Origin of the sequence: Acidiphilium sp. AL (assembly GCF_025499445.1) — a bacterium.
Lineage (GTDB): Bacteria > Pseudomonadota > Alphaproteobacteria > Acetobacterales > Acetobacteraceae > Acidiphilium > Acidiphilium iwatense.
On the sequence record NZ_JAIMBZ010000011.1, the window covers coordinates 1 to 24,033 of the forward strand.

20 protein-coding genes are annotated in these 24,033 nt (G+C 63.9%); 8 read left to right on the forward strand and 12 right to left on the reverse strand.

Annotated elements, in window-relative coordinates:
- The 4 genes from AiwAL_RS08840 to AiwAL_RS08855 all read right to left on the reverse strand — a co-directional run.
- Positions 1-152, reverse strand: a 152-nt coding sequence (locus AiwAL_RS08840; protein WP_262312564.1) for a DUF3311 domain-containing protein, incomplete at its 3' end; no start/stop codon positions are given.
- Positions 153-388: 236 nt separating this feature from the next.
- Positions 389-1,630 (reverse strand): M20/M25/M40 family metallo-hydrolase, encoded by a 1,242-nt coding sequence (locus AiwAL_RS08845; protein ID WP_235705724.1) that lies wholly within the window; start codon positions 1,628-1,630, stop codon positions 389-391.
- Positions 1,627-2,895, reverse strand: a complete 1,269-nt coding sequence (locus AiwAL_RS08850; protein WP_262312542.1) for an allantoate amidohydrolase — start codon at positions 2,893-2,895, stop codon at positions 1,627-1,629. Before AiwAL_RS08850 ends, AiwAL_RS08845 begins: the two co-directional genes overlap by 4 nt.
- 1 nt (position 2,896) lies before the next feature.
- Positions 2,897-4,144: a glycerate kinase gene (locus tag AiwAL_RS08855; protein WP_262312565.1), complete on the reverse strand. Its 1,248-nt coding sequence runs from the start codon at positions 4,142-4,144 to the stop codon at positions 2,897-2,899.
- 304 nt (positions 4,145-4,448) lie between these two features.
- On the opposite strand from AiwAL_RS08855, the gene AiwAL_RS08860 reads away from it, so the two are divergent.
- The 4 genes from AiwAL_RS08860 (at position 4,449) to AiwAL_RS08875 (ending at position 9,844) form a co-directional block, all read left to right on the forward strand.
- Positions 4,449-5,342: a LysR family transcriptional regulator gene (locus tag AiwAL_RS08860; RefSeq protein ID WP_235705722.1), complete on the forward strand. Its 894-nt coding sequence runs from the start codon at positions 4,449-4,451 to the stop codon at positions 5,340-5,342.
- A 549-nt stretch (positions 5,343-5,891) separates the two neighbouring features.
- A complete protein-coding gene (gene pabB / locus AiwAL_RS08865) occupies positions 5,892-7,232 on the forward strand; it encodes an aminodeoxychorismate synthase component I (protein ID WP_235705721.1) in 1,341 nt (446 codons plus the stop codon).
- Complete coding sequence (locus AiwAL_RS08870) at positions 7,222-8,025, forward strand: aminotransferase class IV (protein ID WP_235705720.1); 804 nt, start codon at positions 7,222-7,224, stop codon at positions 8,023-8,025. The genes pabB and AiwAL_RS08870 overlap by 11 nt, the downstream gene beginning before the upstream one ends.
- A gap of 232 nt (positions 8,026-8,257) precedes the next feature.
- Complete coding sequence (locus AiwAL_RS08875) at positions 8,258-9,844, forward strand: 2-isopropylmalate synthase (protein WP_235705719.1); 1,587 nt, start codon at positions 8,258-8,260, stop codon at positions 9,842-9,844.
- Here AiwAL_RS08875 and AiwAL_RS08880 read toward each other — a convergent pair.
- The 8 genes from AiwAL_RS08880 to AiwAL_RS08915 are packed head-to-tail and all read right to left on the reverse strand — an operon-like array spanning position 9,833 to position 18,879.
- The gene (locus AiwAL_RS08880) at positions 9,833-10,729 is read right to left on the reverse strand and encodes an alpha/beta fold hydrolase (RefSeq protein WP_235705718.1); all 897 of its coding nucleotides are present in this window, start codon (positions 10,727-10,729) and stop codon (positions 9,833-9,835) included. The two genes, AiwAL_RS08875 and AiwAL_RS08880, sit on opposite strands and share 12 nt — an antisense overlap.
- A complete protein-coding gene (locus tag AiwAL_RS08885) occupies positions 10,722-12,167 on the reverse strand; it encodes a glycosyltransferase family 39 protein (protein WP_262312543.1) in 1,446 nt (481 codons plus the stop codon). Before AiwAL_RS08885 ends, AiwAL_RS08880 begins: the two co-directional genes overlap by 8 nt.
- Before the next feature lie 54 nt (positions 12,168-12,221).
- Positions 12,222-13,481, reverse strand: a complete 1,260-nt coding sequence (locus tag AiwAL_RS08890) for an FAD-binding oxidoreductase (protein WP_262312544.1) — start codon at positions 13,479-13,481, stop codon at positions 12,222-12,224.
- Between the two features lie 7 nt (positions 13,482-13,488).
- Positions 13,489-14,829, reverse strand: coding sequence for a glutamine synthetase family protein (locus AiwAL_RS08895; protein WP_235705715.1), 1,341 nt, complete (start codon positions 14,827-14,829; stop codon positions 13,489-13,491).
- A 51-nt stretch (positions 14,830-14,880) separates the two neighbouring features.
- Positions 14,881-15,963, reverse strand: coding sequence for a PotD/PotF family extracellular solute-binding protein (locus AiwAL_RS08900; protein WP_262312545.1), 1,083 nt, complete (start codon positions 15,961-15,963; stop codon positions 14,881-14,883).
- A 39-nt stretch (positions 15,964-16,002) separates the two neighbouring features.
- Positions 16,003-16,842: an ABC transporter permease gene (locus AiwAL_RS08905; protein ID WP_235705713.1), complete on the reverse strand. Its 840-nt coding sequence runs from the start codon at positions 16,840-16,842 to the stop codon at positions 16,003-16,005.
- A complete protein-coding gene (locus AiwAL_RS08910) occupies positions 16,839-17,774 on the reverse strand; it encodes an ABC transporter permease (protein ID WP_235705712.1) in 936 nt (311 codons plus the stop codon). The genes AiwAL_RS08905 and AiwAL_RS08910 overlap by 4 nt, the downstream gene beginning before the upstream one ends.
- Positions 17,775-17,787: 13 nt before the next feature.
- On the reverse strand, positions 17,788-18,879 hold the full coding sequence (locus AiwAL_RS08915) for an ABC transporter ATP-binding protein (protein WP_262312546.1): 1,092 nt from the start codon (positions 18,877-18,879) through the stop codon (positions 17,788-17,790).
- Between the two features lie 417 nt (positions 18,880-19,296).
- Here AiwAL_RS08915 and ald point away from each other — a divergent pair, with 417 nt between their 5' ends.
- The 4 genes from ald (at position 19,297) to AiwAL_RS08935 (ending at position 24,033) form a co-directional block, all read left to right on the forward strand.
- Positions 19,297-20,418, forward strand: a complete 1,122-nt coding sequence (gene ald / locus AiwAL_RS08920; RefSeq protein ID WP_262312547.1) for an alanine dehydrogenase — start codon at positions 19,297-19,299, stop codon at positions 20,416-20,418.
- Positions 20,419-20,425: 7 nt separating this feature from the next.
- On the forward strand, positions 20,426-21,007 hold the full coding sequence (locus AiwAL_RS08925; protein ID WP_235703829.1) for a cupin domain-containing protein: 582 nt from the start codon (positions 20,426-20,428) through the stop codon (positions 21,005-21,007).
- A gap of 280 nt (positions 21,008-21,287) precedes the next feature.
- Entirely contained in the window at positions 21,288-22,661 is a 1,374-nt protein-coding gene (locus AiwAL_RS08930) for an aspartate aminotransferase family protein (RefSeq protein ID WP_235703828.1), read from the forward strand.
- 10 nt (positions 22,662-22,671) lie between these two features.
- A complete protein-coding gene (locus AiwAL_RS08935) occupies positions 22,672-24,033 on the forward strand; it encodes a glutamine synthetase family protein (protein WP_235703827.1) in 1,362 nt (453 codons plus the stop codon).

The window sequence follows — 24,033 nt, forward strand, 5'->3', positions numbered from 1 at the left end:
GCCATGATCCCCGCCGTCAGCACGATCCACACCGCGATCCAGCCAAGCGGAAACGGCATCCCCAAAATAAACGGATGCAGCCGGTTATGCACCACAGGCCCGATCAAAAGCCCAATAAACGGAATCACCGCCAGCCATTGAAATGGTCGCATCTTCTTCCTCCTTGATTGTATTTCGCATTTCTTGAGACGTCGCTTGAGATCAGGACAAACTCGGCACTCTAACGGATGACAAGAGAAGCCGTTCGAAAGCTCTGCCCGAACCCGGTCACTCGTTGAATCTCCAGTTCAGTATTGCACTTACCGAAAACAGTTTAAACATCGGTGACGACCTTCCGGCTATTATCGCGGCAACCAGATCATCGATTCTCCATCCGAGGTTCGACGTTTCATTCAAGAAGATTCGCGAGCGTTAGGGCGACGACTTCGGTGGCTTTGTAGAGATCGGCAAGCGGCAGGCGTTCGTCGGCGCGATGGGCGTTGGCTTCCTCGATGGTGTGCGGTCCCGCGCCATAGAGAACGATCGGCACGCCGGCGGCGGCATAATGGCGTGCGTCGGTGTAGAGCGGTACGCCCTTGGCCGGGACCGGCTCGCCCATGATTCGCGTCGCATGGGCGCAAAGCAGGTCGGTCAGGCGCTTTGCGCCGGGTGACGGCACTAACGGTTCGGCGAGCAGAATGCGCCTGATGCTCACGCGCGCGCCCGGCACCGAGGCCGCGGCTTCGGCGATCACCCGGCGCAGCCCTGCTTCGACGGCGGCGGGATTTTCCTCGGGGATCATCCGCCGGTCGAGCCGGAAGGTGACGCGGTCCGGCACCACATTGGTGTTGATGCCGCCCTTGATGAGGCCGATTGTCAGTTGCGGGCTGCCGATTCCGGCGATCGCGGAGGTTTGGGCGGCGAAGTTCTTCCGCAAGCCGTAGAGCGATGAGAGAATCGCGGTTGACGCTTCCAGTGCGTCGATGCCGGTCGATGGCATTGCCGCGTGGGCGGATTTTCCGTCCACCTGCACTTCGAGATGCAGGCAGCCATTATGCGCATCGACCACGGCGTAGGAAAACCCCGCGCCGATCGCGAGATCGGGGCGGGAAATGCCTTCGGACAGCAGAAGACCGGGGCCGATCGCGCCGCCGGCTTCTTCGTCGTAGGTGAAATGCAGCTCGACAGTGCCGTTCAGGTTTGCGTCGAGCGCGCGAAGGGCAAGGAGGGCCCAGGCATAAGTCGCGAAATCGGATTTCGAGACGGCGACGCCGCGACCGACCATCCAGCCATCAACGATCTCCGCGCCATACGGGTCGCGCGTCCAGCCTTCGCCGGGCGGCACCACGTCGCCATGCGCGTTCAGCGCGATCACCGTTCCGCCATCGCCGAATTTATGGCGCACTACCAGGTTGGTCGCACTGATCATGCCATTTTCGCGCGCGAGCCCGTCGGGCACCTTGTGGCGCTCGACGGTAAAGCCGAGCGCTTCGAGCAAGCTCGCGGTGCGCTCGGCATGGGTGGCACAGTCGCCGGGCGGATTGTCCGACGGGCATTTGACCAGCTCCGCGAGGAATGCGGTCTGGCGCGGGCGTTCGGCGGCGAGGAACCGGCTGATATCTGCCGCGATGGTCTCGTTCAATGGTGTCATCCTTTGGCGGGTTCGGGATCGAAATGGCGCAGGAAATCGACCAGGACATCGACGGCGACGCCTGCATCCGCCGTGGTGATCGATTCCGCCGGGTTGTGGCTGATGCCGCCCTTGCAGCGGACGAACAGCATGGCGATCGGGCACAGGGCGATCATCGCGAGCCCGTCATGCCCGGCGCCGCTGGGCAGGCGGCGAGGCCGGATGCCGTGCCGCGCGACCGAGGCTTCGAGCGCGTCGGTCAGATGCCGCGCGCAGGGTGCGGCCGCGGCCTCGTAGGTCTTGCCGATATCGACGGTGGTGCCGCGCCGTGCGGCGATTGCCGCGAATTCGGCGAAGATATCACGCGTCGCCTGGGCGCGGATGGCGTCGCTCGCGCTGCGGATATCGAGCGAGAATTTGGCGCCGGCGGCAATCACGTTGACGGCGCCCGGCCGGGCGGCGATCATGCCGGTGGTGGCGACAAGCTCCTCGGTGTCGCGGGCGATCCGTTCGGCGGCGAGGATCATTTCCGACGCGGCGCAGAGTGCGTCATGCCGCAGCGCCATCGGCACCGTCCCGGAATGCCCCGCGACGCCCGTGACCTCGACCGAATGGCGGGCGGCGCCGGCGATTGCCGTCACCACGCCGACCGGCAGATCCTCCGCTTCCAGCACCGGGCCCTGTTCGATATGCAGTTCGCAATAGCCGAGCGCTTGACCGGGACGATACGCGAGGCGTTTCGGGTCTTCGAAGCCGGGAGAACCGAATTGCGCCAGTGCCGCACGGAGCGAAACGCCGTTTTCATCGGTCGCGTCGAGCACGGCCGGATCGAGCGTGCCGGCGAGAGCGCGCGAGCCGGACAGCGTTACCGGGAACCGCACGCCTTCCTCGTCGCCGAACGCGATGATTTCGATCGCGAAATTCAGGCGGATGCCGGCGGCATCGAGCCGGGAGATCGCGGCGATCGCGGCGATGACGCCGAAGCAGCCGTCGTATTTTCCGGCGTTGCGCACCGTGTCGATATGCGAGCCGAGCAACAATGCCGGCAGCCCCGGCCGCGCACCTTCGTAGCGGCCGATCACGTTGCCCACGCCGTCGATCCGGGCCGCAAGCCCGGCTTCGCGCATCCATGCGGCGACCTGGTCCGCCGCCGCGCGATGCTCGGGCGTCAAGTACAGGCGCGTGAGGCCGTCGGGGTCAGTGCTGAATCGCGCCAGCGCGTCGAGCCGGCTCATGACCAGGGCGGCTGCGTTGTCGTCATGCGATCGGGTTGCTGGTTGCGGCATGTCAGGGGCCTTTATTTCGAGGCAGGATCAGGATCGCGCGGAAGTCGTTCACATTGGTCAGGGTCGGGCCGGTGACGACCTGATCGTGCAGCGCCGCGAAAATCGGGTGGCAGTCGTTCTGATCGAGGCGCGCGCGCGGATCGATCCCGAGCGTCCTGGCGCGTGCCAGCGTGTCAGGTGTTACGATCGCTCCGGCGACCGCTTCCATGCCGTCGATCCCGTCGGTATCGGCGGCGAGGGCGAACACGTCGGCGAGCCCGTCGAGTTCGACGGCGAGGGCCAGCAGGAATTCGACATTGCGACCGCCGCTGCCATTGCCGCGCACGGTCACGCTGGTTTCGCCGCCCGAAATCAGGACGCAGGGCGACGGCACCGGCTGGCCATGCAGCACCACCTGGCGCGCGATGCCGGCCATGACCCGGGCGACCTCGCGCGCTTCGCCCTCGATTGCTTCGCCGAGGATCAGTGGGGCGATGCCGGCCTGGCGCGCGATTTCCGCCGCCGCTTCGAGCGCCATCTGCGGTGTCGCGATCATCACGCTGGTTGCATGGGCGAGACGCGGATCGCCCGGCTTGGGCGTTTCGTCGGCGCCCTGATCCAGGAGACGCAGGACGGATTCCGGTTCGGTGATGCGGTATTTGGCGAGGATCGCCCGCGCTTCGGCAAAGCTGGTGGGATCGGCGATGGTGGGGCCGCTCGCGACGGTTGCCGGGTCGTTGCCCGGAACGTCGGAAATCACCAGGGTCAGAACCCGTGCCGGGTATGCCGCCGCCGCGAGGCGGCCACCCTTGATCGCGGAAAGATGTTTGCGCACGCAGTTCATTTCGCCGATGGCGGCGCCGGAGCGGAGTAGCGCGCGGTTGATCGCCTGCTTGTCGGCAAGGGTGAGACCGGGGGCAGGCAGGGACAGCAGCGACGATCCGCCGCCGGAGATCAGCGCGATCACCAGATCGTCCGGCCCGAGCGGCCGGACCATGTCCAGCATGCGCGCGGCCGCGCGTTCGGCCGCCGCGTCCGGCACCGGGTGGGCGGCTTCGACGATTTCGATGCGCCGGCACGGCACGGCGTGGCCGTATCGCGTGACCACGATGCCTTCGAGATCGCCTTGCCATGCGTCTTCGACGGCGCGCGCCATCGCGGCGGATGCCTTGCCGGCGCCGATGACGACGGTGCGGCCCTTTGCCGGTGCCGGGAGATGAGGCGCCACGACGCGCGCGGGCAGGGCGGCCGCCACCGCGGCATCGAACATGGAGCGCAAAAGATCGCGCGGGGAAGACGGCAGTTTATGGGTCGCGGCGGCGCCGGTTTCCTGGTTCGTAGCGGAGTCGATGACGTCGATGGTCATGGTGCCTGTTCCCTCTTGCGTTTACCCGTGCTCGTGGCCGGAGCGGCACATGTAGCCTCCGGCGCAAGGTGCGCCAACAGGCCGGAATCGCGCCGCTTTTCGGATCAGCTCGGGAACATACCGTGGCATCGTGGCAGTTTTGCTTGATTTTGGTCATACGTCCAATATATCGTTCGGTATGATTGATAGTTTTTTCATATAAATAGCGATGGAGCTTCGGCATCTGCGCTATTTCGTGGCGGTGGCCGAGACCTTGAGTTTCACCGCGGCCGCAGCGCGGCTACGCGTGTCGCAGCCGCCGCTCAGCCAGCAGATCCGCGATCTCGAGCGGGAGCTGGGTGTCGCTTTGTTCGAGCGCACCAGTCGGCGAGTTGGCCTGACGGCGGCGGGCGCGGCCTTTCTCGATCATGCGCGGGCGATTCTCGATCAGGCCGAACTGGCGGCCGAGCAGGTCCGCGCGATCGGGCGGGGTCACATGGGGTCGCTGGAGATCGGCTTGACCGGGTCGGTTCTCGGCGGACGGCTGGGGGCGCTGCTCGCCGCCTATAGCGCGTGCTATCCCAAGGTCGCGCTGCGTTTGCACGAGATGTCACCGCAGGAGCAGGAGACGGCGCTGATCAACCGGCGCACCGATCTCAGTTTTCTGCGCTGGCCGAATGACGATCCAGATCTGGCGATCGAGCGCGCCTGGCCCGAGACGGTCGGGCTCGCTCTGCCGCGACGGCATCGCCTGGGCGCGCGGCGATGCGTCGATCTCGCGGATCTGCGCGATGAATCCTTCGTATTTCTGCGCCGCACCGATTCGCGTTTCGCGCGACATCTCTGGACGTGCTGCATCGATGCGGGTTTCGCACCGCGCATCATCCAGGAGGTCGGCGATGCCCAGGCGCTGGTCAATCTTGTCGCAGCAGGGTTCGGCGTCGCCCTGCTCCCGGAGAGCATTGGGCGTTTGTCGCGCGCGGAGATCGCCTACCGGCCGCTAGCCGGCACCGCGGCATCCGCCGATGTCAGCATCGCGTATCGTGCCGATCATCGCGCCGTGGCCGGCGAGTTTCTGGAGTTCGCGAGGAAGTTTCTCGCGGAAAGGCATCGGGTTGCTTGATTGTTGGAATGTGAGTCGAAATGGCTGGATCAATTGTCATCGCCTTCGTCATCGTCGTCGTCTCCTTGATATCCACCGCCCCAGTAGCCTTGCGGGGGCGCGTAATAGCCTGGCGGCGGTGCATAATAGACGGGAGGCGGGGGCGGGGCGTAGTAGGTGGGAGGTGGAGCGTAGTAAATTGGCGGCGGGGGCGGGTAATAACCCGGCGGAGGACCGAACCCAAAGGATAGAGATGGGCCCTCATTGTACCAATCGTCGTCATCGGCCCGCGCCGTGTGCGTAAGCCCGAAGACAAGTCCGACAAGGGCCAAGGCGAAAATAAGAGATCTGATAGCCATGACACTAATTCCGATCGCATTCGGATGATGGTCGAACCCGGATTTCCCAGGTTTGGATCTTGAGAATAGCCGCAAAAGATGGCTTTTTTTCGCCACCACACTGTAATGTGTCCTCGATCCGTCTGTTCGGCTGGACGGGGGATTTCGGATCGAGTTTTGTATGTAACGCGATGATGTGGCGCACCATGCGGGCTTGTGCGAAACGACACCGATGCTGGTCACCGAACTGCCCTGGCGCGATCCGTTCGACAGTTTCGCGGCTCTCGCCGGCGATCCGCATCTGGCTTTTCTCGACAGTGCCGCTTCGGGCGATCCGCGTGCCGAAATCTCCTATCTTTGCCCCGATCCGCTGGCGGTCCTGCGCTTCGATGCCGGGACGGTTGGCGACCCCTTCGCCGCTCTCGCCACCTGGCTCGACCGGCACCGCGCATCGCGCGGCACGGGTGCCAAACCGCCTTTGCCGTTCGCGGGTGGTGCGATCGGGTTTCTCGGCTACGATCTCGGTGTCGCGGCTGCCGGCGTGCCGACCCGGCACGACCCGATTCCCGGCCTTCCCGGTGGCTGGTTCGGGCTCTACGACACGGTGCTCGGTTTCGAGCACCGCACAAGACGGCTGTGGTATATTGCGTATGATCGCCCAGGGGCGTCCGCCGCCGCTCGGCTTGAGGCGCTGCGCCGGCGGCTCGACGGTCCCGTGCGCCTTGGCGCCGTTCCCCGGCTCGATTGGCGGCCGGAATGGAGCGAATCGGCCTATCGCGACCGGGTCGAGCAGGTGCGCGCCTATATCGCGGCGGGCGACATTTTTCAGGTCAATCTGACCCATCGTTTCCGCGCGCCACGGCCGGCTGGGTTCTCCACGGCGGCGCTTTATGGCGCGCTGCGGCGGCAAAGCCCGGCACCTTTCGCCGCCCATCTGGCCTGTGGCGATGGCATGGCGATCATCGGCGCGTCACCGGAATCGTTTCTGCGCCTCGATTCCGACGGTCGGGTGGAAACCCGCCCGATCAAGGGCACGGCGCCGCGTGGCACGACGCCGGAGGAAGACGATCGGCTGGGCCGCGCGCTCTGCGCCTCGGCGAAGGACCGGGCCGAAAACCTGATGATCGCCGATTTGATGCGCAACGATCTCGGCCGCGTCTGCGAGATCGGCAGCGTGCACGTGACCGCCCTGTGCGCGCTCGAACGGTTTTCCCGCGCGCATCACCTCGTTTCGGTGGTCCGGGGCAGGCTGCGCCCCGGCCTCGGCGCGATCGATCTGCTGCGCGCGAGCTTTCCTGGCGGCTCGATCACCGGCGCGCCCAAACATCGGGCGATGCAGATCATCGATGAAATCGAAACCGCCCGGCGCGGCGCCTATTGCGGCACGCTCGCCTGGCTCGGCTTCGACGGCGCAATGGGCAGCGCGATCATCATCCGCACCGTCGTTGCCACCAGCGAGACGCTGTTCGCCCAGGCGGGCGGCGGCATTGTCTGGGACAGCGATCCCGGAGCGGAATATGCGGAAATGCGGCTGAAAGTGGCACCCTTGCTGGCGGCGCACGATGGAGGCTGATGCGCCGGTCTGGCTGAACGGCGTGCTCGTGCCCGCGAACGCGGCGCGGATCGACCCGGCCGATCGCGGCCTGCTGCTCGGCGACGGGCTGTTCGAGACGATCCGGGTTGCCGCCGGCGTGCCGTGCCATGCCGATCGGCATATCGCCCGGCTGCGCGCGGGCGCGGCTCTGCTGCGTCTCGACGTGCCTGCCGAAGGCACCCTGTGCGATGCGCTCGGTGCGGTCATCGCCGCGCACCGGCTGGTCGATGGCGTGCTGCGCCTGACGGTTACGCGCGGACCGGGACCGCGCGGCGTCATGCCCAGCGGGGAACAGTGCCCGACCGTCATGGTGACGGCCGCGTCCCTGCCGTCCGCTCACGGTCCGATGCGGGTGGTGATCGCGCGCGGCATCGCCCGCGATGCGGCATCGCCGCTCTGCCGGGTCAAATCGCTGAATTATCTCCCGGGCATTCTCGCCCGGATCGAGGCCGAAGAGCGCGGTGCCGTGGATGCGATCCTGCTCAACCATGCGGGCATGGTGGCGGAATCGAGCGCCGCCACGGTGTTTCTGTGCCGAAACGGCGCCTGGCTCACGCCATATGTCGCCGACGGGGCGTTGCCCGGCATTCGCCGCGCGGTGCTTCTCGAAGCCGGGCTCGTGCGCGAGGCGACCCTGGAGCCGGATTGGCTGTTCGAGGCGGACGCGCTCTGCCTCGGCAATGCGCTCGGTTTGCGCCCGGTCAGCCATGTCGAGGGCCGGAGGATCGGGCAGGATGAAGCGGCGCTCGCCGCCCTGGCGGGGCAACGATAGGCTCGGCGGCTTTGGCTTGCGCCGGGCTGCCGGCCGGTGCTAATCAGACCGCATGTGTGCCACGATCGCTCTAAACGATCTGTTTGCCGCCGGTGCGGGCTTGCTTCCGCACGCCCATGATTCGCTCGCGCTTCGACTTATCGGCCCCTGGGCGTAACTGCCGGCCGAATGCCGGCGCGCGCAGGGGATTGGATCAGGCGGCCTCCGGTTTAGACAGCGAAGCGAGTTTTCCATGACCACCAGCACGACCATCAATCATCCCAATTTCGGCGCGATCGATCGGGATCGCGTCATTATCTTCGACACCACGCTGCGCGATGGCGAGCAATCGCCCGGCTTTTCGATGAATCTCGACGAAAAGCTGCGCATGGCCGAGGCGCTGGCCGAACTCGGCGTCGATGTGATCGAGGCCGGGTTTCCGATCGCGAGCCAGGGCGATTTCGAAAGCGTCCGCCATATCGCCGAAACGGTGAAAGGCCCGGTGATCGCCGGTCTCGCACGGTCGGGGCGCGAGGATATTCTGCGCGCGGCGGAAGCGGTGAAGCCGGCGGAGCGCAAGCGCATCCACACCTTCATCTCCACCAGCCCGCTGCACATGAAATACAAGCTCCGCATGGAGCCGGAAGCGGTGCTGGAGGCGGTGACCCGCTCGGTCGCGCTTGCGCGCGATTTCACCGACGACGTGGAATGGTCGGCCGAGGATGGCAGCCGCACCGACGCCGATTTTCTGTGCCGCTGCGTCGAGGCCGCGATCAAGGCCGGTGCGACCACGATCAACATTCCCGACACGGTCGGCTATGCGGTGCCGGAGGATATCGAGCGCATTTTCACCATGCTGCGCGAGCGGGTGCCAGGTGCGGACGGAGTGATTTTCTCCACCCATTGCCATAACGATCTCGGGCTCGCGGTGGCCAATACGCTGGCGGCGGTGCGCGCCGGGGTGCGGCAGATCGAGTGCACGATCAATGGCATCGGCGAACGGGCGGGCAATGCGGCGCTGGAGGAAGTGGTGATGGCGATCCGCACCCGGCCGGATGCCGCGCCCTATCGCAACGGGATCGAGACGACGCGGATTCTGCGCACTTCGAAATTGCTCTCGACTATTACCGGATTCGACGTTCAGCCGAACAAGGCGATCGTCGGGCGCAATGCCTTCGCCCATGAGAGCGGCATCCATCAGGACGGGGTGCTGAAGAATGCCGCGACCTACGAGATCATGACGCCGGAAAGCGTAGGCTGGCAGAAGACCAGCCTGGTGATGGGCAAGCATTCCGGCCGCGCGGCGTTCCGCGACAAATTGCGCGCGCTTGGTTATGGCGACGTGGGCGACAACGCGCTGAACGATGCGTTCCGCCGCTTCAAGGATCTCGCCGACCGCAAGAAGCTTGTCTATGACGAGGATATCGCCGCTTTGTTCGACGAGACGGTGGTGCGCGACCATCTGCGCATCCGCTTCGTCTCGCTCGAAGTCTGGGCTGGGTCGAAGTCCAAGCCGCGCGCGATCCTGGAACTCGAGGTCGATGGCGAGACGCGGAGCGCCGAGGCACATGGCGACGGGCCGGTAGACGCGACATTCAACGCGATCCATGCAATTTTTCCACACGAGGCGGAGTTGCGCCTGTTCACCGTTGGCGCGGTCACCGAAGGCACCGATGCTCAGGCGCGGTGCGGCGTGCGGCTGGAGGAGAGCGGCAAGCTGGTCGATGGCCAGGGTGCGGATACCGATACGATCGTGGCTGCGGCTCGCGCCTATATCCACGCGCTCAACAAGCTGCTGGTCAAGCGTGCGCGTACTGAGCCGGTCGCGCTAACGGCCTGACAAGAACGGCCGGAGTGCGGCGAGCGTCGCCTCCGGTGCTTCCTCGGCCAGATAGTGGCCGGAGCTGATCGGCTGACCGTCGAGGGTATTGGTGCAATAGAAGCGCCAGATGGCGAGCGGATCGTACAAGGTGCCGACCAGGCCGCGATCACCCCAGAGAACCAGCGCGGGACAGGCGATTTTACGTCCTTGGGCGCGGCTTACGCGGTCGTGGTCGAGATCGATGCCGGCGGCGGCACGATAATCCTCGCACATGGCGGTGACCGTGGCGGGATCGGCGACGGCGGCAAGATAATCCGCGAATGCCGCTTCGGCGAAAATGGTGTTTTCGGTGTTGTGCCGCGCGCTCTGCGCGAGCAGCCAGCGCCCGGCGTCGAGATTGATCAGTTCCTCCGGGAACGGCGCCGGCTGGGCCAGGAAAAACCAGTGATAATAGCCCATCGCGAAGCGCATGTCGGTGCGCTCGAAATGTTCGATGGTCGGGATGATGTCGAGCAAAGCGAGGCGCTCGACGCGTTCCGGGTGGTCGAGGGCGAGCCGGTGCGAAACCCGCGCCCCGCGATCGTGCCCGACCAGCGCGAAGCGATCGATGCCGAGATGATCCATCAGATCGGCCATGTCCCGCGCCATCGCGCGCTTGGCGTAGGGCGCGTGATCCTGTGTGGCCGGTGGCTTGTAGCTGAAGCCGTAGCCGGTGATGTCCGGGCAGATGACGGTGAAATTTTCGGCGAATGCGGGCGCGAGCCGATGCCACATGGCATGGGTTTGCGGCATCCCGTGCAGCATCAGCAGAGCGGGGCCCGATCCGGCGCGGCGCAGGCGAAAAAAGCGTCCGCCGCCGATATCGGCGTGGTGTTCGGTGAAACCAGGGAAAAACTCAACCATGACGGTTCCGGCAGAGATTGGTGAAAACGGCGATGTCGCGCCGCGCGGAACCAGATTGCCAGCATGGCGCGGTTTTGAACAGCGTGTCGAGTGCCGGGACCAGCGCGCGGCTGGTATTGTCCACTTCGATCCGCGCGATCACTACGCGCCGATAGCTGGAGGTGTCACCGAGAACGGCCTGGTTCATTGCGCGCACGACCATGATGTGCGTGGTGTGAGGTAAGGCGGCGATGAACGGGCCGGGAATGCCCACGCCGTCATTGCCGAAGGGAATCAAAACAAGCGTTGCCGGAGTGCCGAGTTTCGCTGCCGCGTGAGCCGTGCGTGCGCCCGGCTGCATGGTTTGCGGCGCGATCGCGAGGCCGATGATCGCGGCGCTCTGCACGGCGAGGAGAAATGCCGTCGTTCTGCGCCGGTCCTTGAGCGCGGTGGCGAGCGCCAATCCGATATAGGGCAGTCCGAGCCAGAGATAGCGCATTTCGACCGGCGTGGTGTCGAACCCGATCCCCAAAGCGAACAGGCCGAGTGGTGGAGCGATGATACCGGCGATCACGAGAGTGCGATAACGGTCGGTTATGCAGGGCAGGCCACGAATGACGATTAAAATCACAAAATAAGCGAGAAGGAGCGCGAGAGCAGCTTCGACGATATGCGACCAAGGCGAGGGCACGTAGCGCGGCAGGGCACCGAGAATGGCTCCCGCCTGATCACGCGCGAGCAAAACCAAGGCGTGCGGCAGATGAAACGGCATGAACTGGCCCTTGCGTGTCCCCTTTTGGGCAAGAAAGAACCAGAGTCCGGCCGGAATGAACAGCGCGGCGCCGAACCATGACGAAAGCCAGACGGATTTGCGGCGCCATCCGACGGTGGCAATCCAGCCGAGAAAAGCGATCGTGGTGAAACACGCCAGATAATTGGTGAAGCAGGCGGCGCCGAGAGCGATTCCGCCGGCGAATGCCCAAGCAGGTTTCGAGATCCGCTCGGCTTCGATCAGAAGCAGAACCCCGGCCAAGGAAAATGCGCCGGCGAGGGCGAAATCGCGCGCGATGATGCCGGTATAGGCGAAACCATAGCTGAGCAGTGTGATCGTCACGGCAAGGGCAGGGGCCGCACCGATTCGCCGTGCGATGCACGCGACAAGGTAGAGCGAACACATGGTGCATAGCACCGACAACAACCGCAACCGGAACAGCGCCGTGCCGAAGGTGTCGCGCCAGAGCGCAAGCAACCAGAAATACAGCGGCGGATGCACGTCTCCGTGCCGGAGATCGCGCGCGATCTGACCGAACGAGGCGTGGCCGTGGTAGAATTTTTGGGCGACGGCGACGGTGAATGGCCCGGTGGGCCAGTCTGGGCGTGGCTGGCCGGCGATCAGAAAGATGCTGTAATATTCATCATATTCGCCACTACGGCACCAGGCGGCCGCAATCAGAACCATGACACCGAGGCTCACGACCGTGACAAGGCGGATGGTGGCCCGCGACAAGCCCATTCACAGCATGTCGCGCAGGCGAAACCAGCTTGTCGCCAGAACCAGGGTCGGCATTCGCAGCAGCGAACCGCCGGGGAAGCGTGCGTGCGGTATCCGGGTGAACACGTCGAACCGTTCCGCCTGCCCGGCGACTGCCTCGGCGAGCAGCTTGCCGGTGAAGCCGGTGAGGGCGACACCGTGGCCTGAGAAGCCCTGCGCGAACAGGATGTTGCCGCCGAGCCGGCCGAAATGCGGCAGCCGGTTATGGGTGATCGCGACATTGCCGCCCCACGCGTAATCGGCGCGTGCATCGGCAAGTTGTGGGAAAGCCCGGCGGGCGCGCGCGAGCATCGAAGCCGCGAGATTGGGCGGCGGCAGGGTCGAATAGGACACCCGGCCGCCGAATAACATCCGATTATCAGCGCTGCGGCGGAAATAGTCGAGCACGAAGTTGAGATCGGCGACTGCCTCGTTGCCGGGAATCAGCAACGGAATATCGTCGCGCGGCTCGGTCGCGACGATATAGGTGCCGACCGGCATTACATAACCCGCGATCGGCCGGACCAGATCGCCGAGATAGGCGTTGCCGCAGATGAGCAGGAAATCGGCGGTGACGGTGCCGCCGGGTGTTTTCAGCCGCACCCCGTTGCCAGGTTCGATTTTTTGGACTCGGGTTCCAGTGAAGATTTGTGCGCCCGCCGCTATTGCGGCATGGCCGAGGCCGAGTGTGTAGTTGAGCGGGTGAATATGGCCGGCGACTGGATCGTAGAGCGCCGCTTTGTAGCGCGGGCTTGGCAGGCGTGACTGAAGTTCGGCGCCGCGCAGAAGCGCAAAGCCCGGCGTGCCAAGTGCTTCGAGTTCGTCGATCCAGGCTTCGAGTTCGCGAACCTGCCGGTCCTTCACCGCGACATGCAGATAGCCGCGCTTGGGATCGCACGGGATGGCGAAGCGGGTGATCTGCGCGTGCAGAAGATCGACGGCCTCCATGGAGAGATCCCAGAGACGCTTCGCGACCGCTTCGCCCATGATCCGCCGCACCTTCACCTGATCCGCGGCGAAGCCGGGCAGCGCCTGACCACCGTTGCGCCCCGAGGCACCGAAGCCGATCCGCTCGGCTTCGAGCACAGCGACGCGATAGCCGCGTTCGGCGAGATGCAGTGCCGCGGAACAGCCGGTCATGCCGGCGCCGAGAACAGCGACATCGCAGCGGATATCGCCCTTGAGCGACGCGGTGGTCGCGGGCAACCGTGCCGTTGCCTCGTAATAGTTCGACAATGCCATGGGAGGATCAGACGTTCAGCAGAAGATGTTCGCGCTCCCAGGAACTGATGACGCGCAGATAGGTTTCGTATTCCAGACGCTTCACCGCAACGAAAACCTCGACCAGCTTGTCGCCGAGAATATCGATCAGCGGTTTGTTCTGCTCCATGATTTCAAGCGCGTGGGACAATTCGCGCGGCAGGGTGTAGGGTTGCGAATAGGCGGAGCCGCGGAACGGATGGGTTGCCTGCAAGCCTTCGATCATGCCGAGATAACCGCAGGCGAGTGAGGCCGCGAATGCAAGATAGGGGTTTGCGTCGGCGCCCGGCACCCGGTTTTCCACGCGCATCGCGGAAGGTTCGCCGAACGGCACCCGCAAACCGCAAGTACGGTTGTCGTGCCCCCATTGCAGGTTGATCGGCGCATTCGAAAACCGCGTGAGCCGGCGATAGGAATTCACGTTCGGCGCGAAGATCGGCATGATCGCGGGGATATATTTCTGCATTCCGCCGATGAAGGACAGGAATAGCGCGCTCGGTTTACCGTCGTGGTCGGCGAACAGATTCTCGCCGGTTTCGGCATCGACAACGCTTTGATGCACATGCATCGCACTTCCCGGTTCCTGGCCCATCGGCTTGGCCATGAACGTCGCGTAAATGTCGTGTCGGAGAGCGACTTCGCGCACCGTGCGCTTGAACAGAAAGACCTGGTCGGCGCGGCTCAGCGGATCGCCGTGCAGGAAGTTGATCTCGACCTGTGCCGCCCCCTCCTCGTGGATCAGCGTATCGAGATCGAGTTCCTGGATTTCACAGAAATCATACATTTCCTCGAAGAGCGGGTCAAATTCGTTGACCGCGTCGATCGAGTAGGATTGCCGTCCGGTTTCCTGCCGGCCGGACCGGCCGATCGGCGGAACCAACGGATAGTCAGGATCGGTATTGCGTCCGACGAGATAGAATTCGAGTTCCGGGGCGAGCACCGGCTTCCAGCCGCGTTCGGCGTAAAGTGCGAGCACCTGGCGCAAAACCTGCCGCGGCGCGATCGGCACTGGTCGTCCGTTGGCATATTGGCAATCGTGGATGATCTGCGCGGTGGGTTCGTGCGCCCAGGGTACCAGTCGCACCGTCGATGGGTCGGGGATCAGCTTGACGTCGATAATGGCGGGGTCGGTCAGCACATCGTCAGGGTCTTCGGGATATTCGCCGGTCACCGATTGGATGAAAATGCTTTCGGGCAGGCGCGGTGCGCCGCCCTGGTGGAATTTCTGCGCGGGCATGATCTTGCCGCGCGGAATGCCGGTAATGTCCGGCACCAGGCACTCGACCTCGGTGATGCGGTGTTCGTTGAACCATTCGGTCAGGTCGGTCATGAAAGCCTCAAAAATGATCGGCGCGCCCAGGATGGGCGCGCCGTTAGTAAATCAATGCTGGCGAACCGCTGTCCAGATCGCGTTGAATTCCTGGAGTTTCTTGCCCGCGAGCGGCGGCAGGAAGTACAGATATTTCATCTGTGCGGAGGTGGGCGTGACCAGAGGCGTCTTCATGGCAGCTACCAGCATCGGTTCGGATGCGGCGTTTGGGCTGCCATAGAGATTGAAGTTCGACAATTCGGCACCCGCCTTCGCCGAGAGGATGAAGTTGATGAAGTCATAGGCCAATTTCGGGTCAGGCGCGTGAGTCGGGACCGCCATGGTATCGACCCAGATTTCGGTACCCTGTTTCGGCAGGAGATAGCCTGTATTCAGGCAGCTCTTGTCGTCATAGCATTCAGCGACTTGGCCATTGAACGTCATGCCGATCGCGATGGTGCCTTTCTTGATCTCGCCTGTTACCGGATCGCCATCGACGAAGCCGGTAAAGTTCTTCCGCTTCTCGGTTTTTTCGACGAGTTTCGCCGCCTTGATCCACTGGCTTTTCTTGTTGCAGGTGAAACCGTAGCCGAGATAGGCGCAGGCGGCGCCGATGGTGTCGCGCCCCGATCCGGCCATGAGCACGAACGGATAGGAGGGGTTCAGTTTCGGGTTGAACAGCACGGCCCAGCTTTCCGGCAGGTTGGAAACCTTGGTCTTGAGATAGCCGATGCCGGTGGTGCCCCATTGATAAGGCATCGAGTGGGCGTCGTGCGGATCGTATGTCGGGTCCTTGAACCGCGCGATCAGGTTGCGGAAGTTCGGGATTTCCTTCTTGTCGAGTTTGCGGATCAGCCCTTCGTGAACGAGTTGCGGAACGTAATAGCTCGACGGCACAACGACATCGAATTGCGAATCGCCGCCCGCCTTCAGCTTTGCGGCAAGGGCGGCATTGGAATCGTAATAGGTCTGCACGACCTTGCAGCCGCAATGGGCTTCGTATTTCTTGAGCAGGCCTTTACCGATGTAGTCCTGCCAGTTGAACAGGTAGAGGGTTTTGCCGGCGGCCTGTGCCGGCGGCGACAATCCGAGGAAACCGCCGAGAAACGCGGCGGTGAGGGCTATTCTGGTCAAGCCGGAACAAAGACTTTTCATTTCTAGCCTCCTGTTGTGGTTAATCCGAGTGTAGCCGTGTCAGTCGCCGACTCGTGGCATGGGGCGGCGTTCGCGGTGACGGGTGAAGACATATTGCAGCAGGCCGATGCCGATGACGGTCGCGATCATCAGCGTTGCCAGGGCGTTGATATCGGGGGCGATGCCTTTGCGCGCGACCGCGCTGTAGATGTAGATCGGCAAGGTCGTGCTGCCCGGCCCGGCGGTGAAATAGCTGATGGTGAAATCGTCGATCGAAAGGGTGAAGGCGAGCAGAAACCCGCCGATGATTGCCGGGCGGATCACCGGAATCGTCAGATGCAGGAAGGATTGCCGCGCATCGGCGTAGAGATCGTGCGAGGCTTCGAACAAATTGGGATCGAGCCCGGCCATGCGCGCAAACACCACGAGGGCCACGTAGGGCGCCTGGAACGTCACATGGGCGATGCCCATGGTGAGCAGCCCGGCGGCCAGAAACCCGGTGGCACGGTGGACGAGATTGAAGAAGATCAGTTCAGAGATGCCGAAAACCAGACTCGGCATGATGATCGGCGTGTAGATGATCAGGCTTGGAAGGGCAGCGGCAAAGCCACCCTTCGCGCCGGTGCGGAAGCGGCTCAGGCCGAAGCCCATCAAGGTTCCAAGAACGGTGCCGAGGATCGAGGAGCCGAGAGCGAGAGTGAGCGAGCGACGGAATGCGGCGAGAACGCCCGGCGAATGCAGCAGTTCCGCATACCAGAAGCCGCTGGCGGCAACGCCGCCGGGCGCGGGCGCGAAGGAAAATACCGCGATCAGCGCCAGTGGCGCGTAGAGCAGCAGGTAGACCGGCATGCTGGCGGCAAACAAGGCGCGGCGCACTGGTTTTGCGAGATGCTGGCTCACATCATGGTCCCTTCGGAACCGCCGAGGCGTTTGGTCATGACCCGGAATACGATCAGACCGCCGCAGGTGAAGATGAGCATGAAAATGGTGAGTGCTGCGCCATAGGGCCAGTTCGGCGTGTTGAGGAACTGGGCGGCGATCAGCGAGCCGATCATCATCGACTTGCCGCCGCCGAGCAGCATGGGCACGACATAGTCGCCGAAAGCGGGAATCGCGACCAGGATGATGCCCGAAAGCAAACCCGGAATCGTTTGCGGAAAGACCGCGCTCCAGAACAGTTTCGTGCCGGAAGCGTAAAGATCGCGTCCGGCTTCCACCAGCGTCCAGTCGAGCTTTTCCGCGGCGGCGTAGAGCGGCACGACCATGTAGGGCAGGTAGTTGTAGGTCAGGCCGACTTGCATCGCGAAAATACCGGGCAGCAGGCCGAGGTGATGCGGGATGAAGCCGATCGTCTGGGCGAGATGCGACAAGCCGGAGCCGGGGCCGAGCAGCTCCATCCAGGCATAGGTTCGTACCACCTGGTTGGTCCATGACGGCAACACGACGAACAGCAACAGTAACGGTCGCAATGCGATCGGCTGGGCGGTGATGAAAAACACCACCGGATAGGCGAGCAGGATGGTCAGTCCAGCGGCCGAGACGGCCTGGACCAGCGAACGCAGGATGGTCGTGATATTGGCAGGACTCCAGCCGAGAATCGAGTAACCGGCGACCTCGCGGAACGGCTCCAGCGTCAAGGGCAGACGCGGGTTGCCGTAATTGCCGATCGAGAAGAAACCGATGGCGAGCAGGATCGCGCTGGGCAGGATCAGGAAGACTACGATCCAGCCGAGACCGGGACCGGCGGTGATCCAGAGCCGGAATGCACGCGCCATCCGCTCCGCACGTTCGGCGGTGCCACGCAGAATAGGCACTTCCGTTAGTGTTGACATGCGATTTTCCGGGTCATCCGTCGATCAGCATGATGTTGTCCGGCTTCAACTCGACGGCGACCGGCTCGCCGGGCCGCCAACTGCGCTCCGCCGCGGCATTGTTGGTGTCGAGTGCCAGCAGGAATTGGCCGTTAGGGATCTCGATGCGGTATTGCGTGGAGGCACCCATATAGACGGCCTCGCACACCGTGCCGGGAAACACGTTGGGGCGATCCCGCGGCGTATTGGCTTCGTTGAATATCCAGATTTTTTCCGGGCGGATCATCGCGGTGCGCTGAGTACCGATGGATGCCGTGATTTTCAGAGCACCGATCGGGGTATCCGCGCTGTCGGTGCCGGTAGGTCTGATGGGCCAGATGTTGGAAAGGCCAAGGAACTCCGCAACGAAGACGTTGCGCGGCTGTTCGTAGACATCGAGCACCGGGCCGACCTGGAGCAGCTTGCCGCGTTCCATCACCGCGATCCGGTCGCTCATCACCAGTGCTTCGTGCTGGTCGTGGGTGACGAAGATGAAGGTCATGCCAAGGCGTTTCTGCATCCGCATCAACTCGAGCTGCAATTCGGCCCGCAGCTTCGCATCCAATGCCGAAAGCGGTTCGTCGAGCAGCACGACCTCGGGTTCGTTGACCAGGGCACGGGCAAGGGCGACGCGCTGGCGCTGGCCGCCGGAAAGTTGCGCGGGGTTGCGATCGGCGAAGCCGCCGATTTGCAGCAATGCCATGATCCGCTCGACCCGGTCTTTTCGTTCCGCCTTGGCGATGCCGCGCATTCTGAGCCCGAAGCCGATATTTTCGGCAACGGTCAGATGCGGGAACAGCGCGTATGATTGAAAGACCGTGTTCACCGCGCGCTTATGCGGGGGCACCGATTGCATTTCTCGTCCCGAGATGAGGATGCGGCCCGAATCGGGTGTCTCGAACCCGGCGATCATGCGGAGCAATGTCGTTTTGCCGCAACCGGAGGGGCCGAGCAGGGTGAAGAACTCACCGGGCTTGATGGTCAGGTCGATGCCGTCCACCGCGACCACCCCGCCGCTGAAGACCCGGCTGATTCCCTCCAAGGCGATCGCGCCGCGTTCGGCTTGGGTGACCGGCTGTGTCGTCATGGGCGGGTTCGTCATGCTCATGCGCGACAGGATTGCCTGACCCGTCATGTGCTGCAAGCCTCGATCGGTAACATCAATCTCATTGTCGTTTCGGTTTCTGTCGACGTCGCGCGCATTCTATTTCTCCAGCGTCCGGCCCGCCGATCCCGGCTGGCCTGAGACACGCAGTTCGTGCTGGTTTTGCTCCCGTTGCGCCAAGCATCGCCAAAGATTTTCGAATCGTCAAGAATAATCAACGCGGCTTTGGGCGGCTTTCGGTGAATTTCTTCGATCTGGCGACGAAATGGGCAGGAATGCCGCCCCATTGCCCAAAAATCGTCTCGCGGTCACGAAATTATCTTGCACAGGGCAAGTCATGTTTGTAGAAGGTGATGAATATTCTAAACGGCACGTGCCGGACGGGAAAGGAAAATCACCATGCTGATCGGCGTATCTCGGGAGATCAAGAACCATGAGTATCGTGTTGGGCTGACGCCTGCGTCGGTACGGGAGTTGCGGGCGCATGGGCATTCGGTTTTGGTGGAGAGCGGTGCGGGCGAGGGGATCGGGATGGACGATGCGGCCTATGTGAAGGCGGGGGCGGAGATTGCGCCGGATGCGGAGGCTGTGTTTGCGCGTGCCGAGATGATCGTGAAGGTGAAGGAGCCGCAGCCGGTGGAGTGCAAGCGTCTGCGGCCGGGGCAGATTCTGTTCACCTATCTGCATCTGGCGCCCGATCCTGAGCAGGCGCGGCTGCTGATGGCGTCGGGCGCGGTGGCGATCGCCTATGAGACGGTGACCGACGAGCGCGGGCGGCTGCCGCTGCTGGCGCCGATGAGCGAGGTTGCGGGTCGGATGGCGGTGCAGGTGGGTGCGGTGTCGCTGCAGAAGGCGCAGGGCGGGTTTGGCGTGTTGCTGGCTGGGGTTCCTGGGGTTCCGCCGGCGCGGGTGGCGATCCTGGGCGGCGGGGTGGTGGGGACCAACGCGGCGCGGATCGCGATGGGGATGGGTGCGGACGTGACGATCCTGGACAAGTCGATCGCCCGTCTGGCGCAGCTGGATGATTTGTATGGTCCGCAGCTGAAGACGGTGTTTGCGACCGCGGAGGCGATCGAGGAGTTTGTGTTCGCGGCGGATCTGGTGGTGGGCGCGGTGCTGGTGCCGGGGGCGTCGGCGCCGAAGCTGGTGACGCGGGGGATGCTGGGTCAGATGCGGCGGGGTGCGGTTCTGGTGGATGTGGCGATCGACCAGGGCGGCTGTTTTGAGACGAGCAGGCCGACGACGCATGACGCGCCGACCTATGTGGTGGATGGGGTGGTGCATTATTGCGTGGCGAACATGCCGGGTGCGGTGCCGCGGACCTCGACCTTCGCGCTGACCCAGGCGACGCTGCCCTACGTGCTGAAGCTGGCCGGGCGGGGCTGGAAGGCGGCGCTGCGCGAGGATGCCCATCTGCGCGCCGGGCTGAACGTCGCCGAGGGCCGCATCGCCCATCCCGCCGTCGCCGAGGCAATCGGCGAAACCCTCCTCCCCACAGATCAACTCCTCAACGCAGCTTAGGGAAGCGATGGACGCGGAAATCCCGATCGCGCGCGAGGATGGTGCCGGGGTCGGGGCGAGGCTGAAGCAGATGCGCCAGGTCTTCGGCCTGACGCAGCGGGAATTGGCCCGGCGGGCCGGGGTGACCAATGGCGCGATCTCGCTGATCGAGCAGAATCGGGTGAGCCCGTCGATTTCGTCGCTCAAGAAGATTCTCGACGGCATTCCGATGTCACTCGCCGAATTCTTCACCCTCGATCTCGCGGCTCCCGAGGATGTGTTCTTCGAGGCGACCGGCCTGACCGAAATCGCCTTCGAGGAGCGGATATCGTTCCGCATGGTCGGCAAGCGGCTGAAGGACCGCGCATTGCAGATGCTGCACGAAACCTATCGGCCGGGTGCCGATACCGGCGAAGCGATGCTGCGCCATGCTGGCGAGGAGGCGGGCGTCGTGGTGCGCGGGCGGCTTCTGGTGACCGTGGGCGATCAGGAGCGCGCCCTCGACACCGGCGATGCCTATTACTTCAAAAGCCAGATTCCGCACAGATTTCGCAACCCGTTCGACGAGATTTGCGAGGTGATCAGTGCGAATACCCCGCCGAGTTTCTGAGACCGATCGGTGAAGGCTTCGATTTTTGTTGAACCGGTCGCTGGATTTCGATAGACTGATCGGTGATGTTGGGGATAAGCAACAGGTTTGAGCTGGGCCGGCGCGGGGATTTTCAGTCCCGGAAGGCGCATGTTCGCGCCATTTGCGCGATCCATGACCTGCATGCCGAGTTGCTTCTGCTCTGCGCGCGGATCGGCTACAGCCCGCCGCATCGCTCCTGATCGTTGCAGCCTTGCGGCATGTCGTGCCGCAGTTTCGCTCTGACATCGGAGTTTTTTTCATGCTTGACGATATCGCGACTTTTGACTGGCAGGCGGCTGATGCCGCGTACCATCTGCACCCGTTTTCCGACCACAAGACACTGCATCAGGAAAAGATCCGCATCATCACCGGTGCCGACGGGGTGTTCCTGACCGACGACCGGGGAAATCGCATCCTCGACGGCATGGCGGGGCTGTGGTGCGTCGCTGTAGGGTATGGCCGGCGCGAACTGATCGACGCGGCGACGCGGCAGATGCAAAGCTTGCCGTTCTACAATACGTTTTTCAAAACCGCGACGCGCCCGGTGATCGCGCTCGCCGAACGCCTGACCGCGATGGCGCCGGGCGATCTCAACCACGCATTCTTCGCCTGTTCCGGTTCCGAGGCGGTGGACACCGCGCTGCGGATGGCGCGGACCTACTGGATCACCAAGGGAAAGCCGGAGAAGCGGGTGATCGTCGGCCGCGAATACGGCTATCACGGCTCGACCACGCTGGGCGCCGCGGCCGGCGGCATGGTGGACATGCATCGTCAGGGCGCGAGGCTTCCCGATTTCGACCATGTCATGCCGCCCTACTGGTATGGCTATGGCGGACAGATGAGCCCGGAGGAGTTCGGGCTTTACGCGGCGAAGCAGCTTGAGACGAAGATCAAGGAGATCGGCGCGGACAACATTGCCGCCTTCATCGGCGAGCCGATCCAGGGCGCCGGCGGCGTGCTCATCCCGCCCGAAACCTACTGGCCCGAGATCAACCGCATCTGCCGCGAGAACGATATTCTGCTGATTGCCGACGAGGTGATCTGCGGTTTCGGCCGCACCGGGCGGATGTTCGGCGCCGAGACCTTCGGCATCACGCCCGATCTGATGACGCTCGCGAAGGGAATAACATCGGGTTATATTCCGCTCTCCGCCGTGCTGGTGGGCGATCGCGTGGCCGACGTGCTGATCAACGAGACCGGCGAATTCTATCACGGTTTCACCTATTCGGGGCATCCGGTCGCCTGTGCGGTGGCGCTCGCCAATCTCGATATTCTGGAGAACGAGAAACTGCCGGAACGCGCGGCGCGAATGGGCGACGTGCTGCGGGCAAAACTCGATGCCGCACTTGGCGATCACCCGATGGTGGGTGAAATCCGGCATATCGGGCTGATCGGCGCGATCGAACTGACATCCGATAAGCGCACGCGGCGGTTTTTCGAGAAGCGCGGCCGGGTCGGCACGATCTGCCGCGACCATTGCTTCGCCAATAACCTGGTGATGCGCGCGGTGCGCGACACCATGGTGTTCTCGCCGCCGCTGACTATCTCCGAAGCCGAGATCGACGAGATGGTCGCCCGTGCGACGCGCGCCATCGAGGCGACCTACGATGCCGTGCGTGCCGAAATGGCGTGAGGTGAACGTCATGGATGCGATCGCGACCACCGAAGCCCGGCGCGCGCTGCTCGCCGAAAGCGAACTGATCGAAGCCTTCATCATCGACGTGAACGGCGTGCCGCGCGGCAAATGGCTGCAGCGCGACAAGGCCGATGCGCTGCTCGGCACGGGAATCGCGATTCCGCGCTCGGCCTATCTGCTCGATATCTGGGGGCGTGATATCGTCGAGGGCGGCATCGCCTTCGATACCGGCGACCCCGACGGGCTGTGCATCGCGGTGCCGCACAGCATCGCCAAGATGCACTGGGCCGAGGGCGAGGCGGTTCAGGCGCTGCTGACCATGCGTGAGGCCGATGGCTCGCTGTTCTATGCCGATCCGCGCGGCGTGCTCGCGCGCGTGCTCGAACGGTTCGCGGCGCGCGGACTGACCCCGGCGCTGGGAGTCGAACTGGAATTCTATCTGGTCGATCCGAACCGGGCCGGCGGGCAGCGCATCGCGCCGCGCGGGGCGGATGAAAGCTTCTGGCGCGGCTGGCAGACCGACACGATGGGGTTGTGGGAAATCCACGATTACGAGGCGATCCTGCGCGATCTGCTGCGCGCGGCGGAGGCGCAGTCCATCGCGCTGGATACCCTGATCAGCGAGAACGGTCCCGGCCAGTTCGAAGTAACTTTGCGTTATGCGCCGGATGCTCTGCGCATTGCCGACGATGCCGTGCTGTTCAAGCGCGCGGTCAAGCAGATCGCGCGCAAACATGGCCTGTGCGCGACATTCATGGCCAAGCCGTTCGGCAACTGGGCCGGCAGCGGGATGCATGTCCATATGTCGGTGCTCGGCCGCGACGGGGCCAACATATTCACCGGCGATGCGGCACGCCCGAGTGCCGCGCTGTACCACGCGCTCGGCGGGCTGGTCGCCGCGATGCCGGAGACGATGCTGATCTTTGCGCCGCACGCCAATTCGTTTCGCCGTTTCGCACCCGGAACTCATGCGCCGGTATTCGGCGATTGGGGGCACGATAACCGGATGTCGGCGATCCGCGTGATCAACGCGGAGCCGCGCGCGGCGCGGCTGGAGCATCGCGTCGCCGGAGCCGATTGCAACCCGTATCTGGCTTTTGCCGCCTTGCTCGGCGCGATCCTCGACGGGATCGAGACCGAGGCCGATCCGGGACCCGAGACGCTTGGCGACAAGACCGGCGCGGCGGCGCCGAAACTGCCGATCGCCTGGAGCACGGCAGCGGATCGGTTCGCCAATTCCGCGCGGGCGAGCACGATTTTCGGCGAAAAATTCCAGTCGATCTTCGCGTCCTGCAAGCGCCAGGAGATCGCAGAGTTCCGGCGCCGGATTTCCGATGTCGAATACGACGCCTATCTGAAAAATGCCTGA

Bases quoted from the DNA above. Each gene is read 5' to 3' on its own strand.
- AiwAL_RS08855 (WP_262312565.1), bottom strand. From the start codon at position 4,144: ATGTTCGATGCCGCGGTGGCGGCCGCCCTGCCCGCGCGCGTCGTGGCG.
- AiwAL_RS08870 (WP_235705720.1), top strand. From the start codon at position 7,222: ATGGAGGCTGATGCGCCGGTCTGGCTGAACGGCGTGCTCGTGCCCGCG.
- AiwAL_RS08930 (WP_235703828.1), top strand. From the start codon at position 21,288: ATGCTTGACGATATCGCGACTTTTGACTGGCAGGCGGCTGATGCCGCG.
- AiwAL_RS08915 (WP_262312546.1), bottom strand. From the start codon at position 18,879: ATGACGACACAGCCGGTCACCCAAGCCGAACGCGGCGCGATCGCCTTG.
- AiwAL_RS08895 (WP_235705715.1), bottom strand. From the start codon at position 14,829: ATGACCGACCTGACCGAATGGTTCAACGAACACCGCATCACCGAGGTC.
- AiwAL_RS08935 (WP_235703827.1), top strand. From the start codon at position 22,672: ATGGATGCGATCGCGACCACCGAAGCCCGGCGCGCGCTGCTCGCCGAA.
- AiwAL_RS08925 (WP_235703829.1), top strand. From the start codon at position 20,426: ATGGACGCGGAAATCCCGATCGCGCGCGAGGATGGTGCCGGGGTCGGG.
- pabB (WP_235705721.1), top strand. From the start codon at position 5,892: ATGCTGGTCACCGAACTGCCCTGGCGCGATCCGTTCGACAGTTTCGCG.
- AiwAL_RS08860 (WP_235705722.1), top strand. From the start codon at position 4,449: ATGGAGCTTCGGCATCTGCGCTATTTCGTGGCGGTGGCCGAGACCTTG.
- ald (WP_262312547.1), top strand. From the start codon at position 19,297: ATGCTGATCGGCGTATCTCGGGAGATCAAGAACCATGAGTATCGTGTT.
- AiwAL_RS08890 (WP_262312544.1), bottom strand. From the start codon at position 13,481: ATGGCATTGTCGAACTATTACGAGGCAACGGCACGGTTGCCCGCGACC.
- AiwAL_RS08880 (WP_235705718.1), bottom strand. From the start codon at position 10,729: ATGGTTGAGTTTTTCCCTGGTTTCACCGAACACCACGCCGATATCGGC.
- AiwAL_RS08875 (WP_235705719.1), top strand. From the start codon at position 8,258: ATGACCACCAGCACGACCATCAATCATCCCAATTTCGGCGCGATCGAT.
- AiwAL_RS08910 (WP_235705712.1), bottom strand. From the start codon at position 17,774: ATGTCAACACTAACGGAAGTGCCTATTCTGCGTGGCACCGCCGAACGT.
- AiwAL_RS08885 (WP_262312543.1), bottom strand. From the start codon at position 12,167: ATGGTTCTGATTGCGGCCGCCTGGTGCCGTAGTGGCGAATATGATGAA.
- AiwAL_RS08845 (WP_235705724.1), bottom strand. From the start codon at position 1,630: ATGACACCATTGAACGAGACCATCGCGGCAGATATCAGCCGGTTCCTC.
- AiwAL_RS08850 (WP_262312542.1), bottom strand. From the start codon at position 2,895: ATGCCGCAACCAGCAACCCGATCGCATGACGACAACGCAGCCGCCCTG.
- AiwAL_RS08900 (WP_262312545.1), bottom strand. From the start codon at position 15,963: ATGAAAAGTCTTTGTTCCGGCTTGACCAGAATAGCCCTCACCGCCGCG.